This window comes from Bradyrhizobium sp. 2TAF36 (assembly GCF_052114925.1).
GTDB lineage: Bacteria > Pseudomonadota > Alphaproteobacteria > Rhizobiales > Xanthobacteraceae > Bradyrhizobium > Bradyrhizobium barranii.
This window is the reverse complement of sequence record NZ_JBFRFR010000213.1, coordinates 1-2,147: the sequence shown is the minus strand read 5'-3', so window position 1 is coordinate 2,147 and position 2,147 is coordinate 1. Positions and strand designations below refer to the sequence as shown.

At 56.6% G+C, this 2,147-nt stretch carries 3 protein-coding genes and 1 pseudogene; 1 reads left to right on the top strand and 3 read right to left on the bottom strand.

What is annotated here, in order from left to right:
• Positions 1-217, top strand: a pseudogene (locus tag AB4Z51_RS44750) (hypothetical protein); the annotation flags it as partial.
• Between the two features lie 91 nt (positions 218-308).
• On the opposite strand, the gene AB4Z51_RS44745 reads toward AB4Z51_RS44750, so the two are convergent.
• From AB4Z51_RS44745 to AB4Z51_RS44735, 3 genes are all read right to left on the bottom strand, one after another.
• Entirely contained in the window at positions 309-533 is a 225-nt protein-coding gene (locus tag AB4Z51_RS44745; protein WP_049832042.1) for a hypothetical protein, read from the bottom strand.
• 771 nt (positions 534-1,304) lie between these two features.
• A complete protein-coding gene (locus AB4Z51_RS44740; protein ID WP_187387940.1) occupies positions 1,305-1,454 on the bottom strand; it encodes a hypothetical protein in 150 nt (49 codons plus the stop codon).
• Positions 1,455-1,641: 187 nt separating this feature from the next.
• Positions 1,642-1,806: a hypothetical protein gene (locus AB4Z51_RS44735; protein ID WP_441499747.1), complete on the bottom strand. Its 165-nt coding sequence runs from the start codon at positions 1,804-1,806 to the stop codon at positions 1,642-1,644.
• Between the last annotated feature and the right edge of the window lie 341 nt (positions 1,807-2,147).

The following is a 2,147-nucleotide window of genomic DNA, read 5'->3' as shown; positions in this document are numbered from 1 at the left end:
TGCGTGGATCGCGAAATGTCTCGACCACGCCGCGAGCAAGAAGGCCGAGGTCGTCGTGCCGACCGTCACCGGCAAGGTCTACAACCATTCCAAGCGGATGAAGGAGAAGCGCGCGGTGCTGGAGGGCGTCGCGGCGGAACTGCGGCGGATCATCGGCACCCAGCAGCTTGCGACGCAAGCGGAGACCGGATTACGGCTTCCTCGCCTGATCGCCTAGCAGGCCGTGTGGGAGCCCGATCCAACGCTTTAATCGGGCTTCGCCCCCGACTACTCTCGTCGGCGGCCGCTCATACTCGAGAAAGATTTCTTCAGTGGAGCGAGCCGCGGCGGCCAGTAACAAATTCCTTTGGCGGATGATCCTCTGACTGATCATCTAATTGAGCGCTTAACCGCTCCAATCGTTGCTCTAGCTGCTCGTTGACAAGCATCAATGCCATAAGCGCGCCACGCACGTCACCGTCACAATCGGCGACGATCTCGTCGATCACTAATTCGTACTGATCAAGAAGAGAGCGGGTGTGTGAGCGTGACATGCGAACAACATACAAGCAGAAATTGCTGCTGGAGGATTAATTGCGCAGCATCATCCCCGCTGTTCACAGGGGGGCGGGCTTGCGTCGGATCGCGTCTAGATTTGAAGTTCGGCGGCAGATTTACCGCGCTGCACATCAATTGCCGTGCAGACGTCCGAGACATTAAGCTAGTCGGTCGGGGGTAAAGATGTTTGAAATCTATTTCAATCATAAACGTGATTTTCTCGTCTTAAGCAAAGGCTCTCCGATCCCGGCATTCGGTTCATCGAGCAAATGGCGGAAGAGCAAAAGAAGAGTTTCTAGGGTCAGCGACGAGATTAGGTTGGCCGTTCAGAGACAAGGCTATTACGTTCGGAGGTTGCGGGATACCAAGGCGCGGATGAGCTAAGTCTGAACACAAACGGCGCCATCAATACTTTCTCACCGCGCTGTCGAGGCTTGCGATATCTGGATGCGCGCGCCTTGGGACGAGGCGAAGGCGCTGCAGCGGCCGTTGCCGGATCACGGTTTAATTGTGATGTGGGAGGCCGCACGTGAGCCAGTCACGTTGAGGTTGGCAGGCTCACCCGCCTGTCCGATTGTTGCCTCAGCCCTCCATCAATCCCCAAAGTACGATCAAGTAATAGACCACAACCGCGACGACAACGTTGATCGCAACTATTAGCAAAACATCGTTAGGTAAGATCGGTTTTCGTCCAGCCATCGCGGCGATCCTAGCCGGGCTGAGACACCCTGACCGCTCACAAATGATGGCCGATGCACGTTCCTCCGCTACTGTTGCGTTAACGCCGCAGATGGTTCCATCCTATGAATATAAGCCTGATCGCGGCGATCATCTGCTGTAGCTTGCCAAGCGGCTACGGCAAAGTAGGCAGTGAGCGCCAGAGCAATCGCGACAAAGACAGAATTGAACTGGGTCATCGATCAGCCTCTCCTTCTCCACAGAGAAGCACCTTCGATTTGAGTGCGCACTATTGAAAGCTGCAAATATAGAAGTTTGYGCGCGCAATCCACAGAGAAGAGATTAACGAGCGCATGGTCGTCGGCCCGCCTAGAGGAACACCTCAATACTGAGGTCGCAAAAGCAACTCCGGCCGTGTAACGCGGCTCACTGCGGCCAATCCTTGTAAAGAGTGATGCCGATCATGACCAGCGAGCCGATTGCGACCACCACCGGGCAGATAAACGGCAACTCTTCCAGCACGCCAACAACGACCGCCCGGACGCGAAGAGTTCTCTTCATATGCGCAAAGCGCCGGCCTGCCGCACCCATCGGATATCTCCGGTTCGCCCCCAGCAGCAGCGGCCTCACTCTCCAGCGCGAAGCGATGTTCGGCTATTGCCTATTCGGATGTATCCCTAGATCAAGGTGAAGGAACCCTTGCAAGTCTCGCGTCCGCATTGCTCTCAGAGGGCGACGTTGAAGCCGACATTGCTRCACGCCGGCTTTGGGCCGATTCCGTTGAAGAAGTCGGTCTTCGAGCAAGACGGCCGCAATTCGCAGCGCGAACCGACCGCCTCTTAGGTCGGTTTTGGCTGCGGCGCTGGGATCAGCTTGGCTAGTTTCCGGAGGTTCTGGGCCCGGAGGTTCTGGGCGGCTGCAGCGAGAAGGAA

Bases quoted from the DNA above. Each gene is read 5' to 3' on its own strand.
- AB4Z51_RS44745 (WP_049832042.1), bottom strand. From the start codon at position 533: ATGTCACGCTCACACACCCGCTCTCTTCTTGATCAGTACGAATTAGTG.
- AB4Z51_RS44740 (WP_187387940.1), bottom strand. From the start codon at position 1,454: ATGACCCAGTTCAATTCTGTCTTTGTCGCGATTGCTCTGGCGCTCACT.
- AB4Z51_RS44735 (WP_441499747.1), bottom strand. From the start codon at position 1,806: ATGGGTGCGGCAGGCCGGCGCTTTGCGCATATGAAGAGAACTCTTCGC.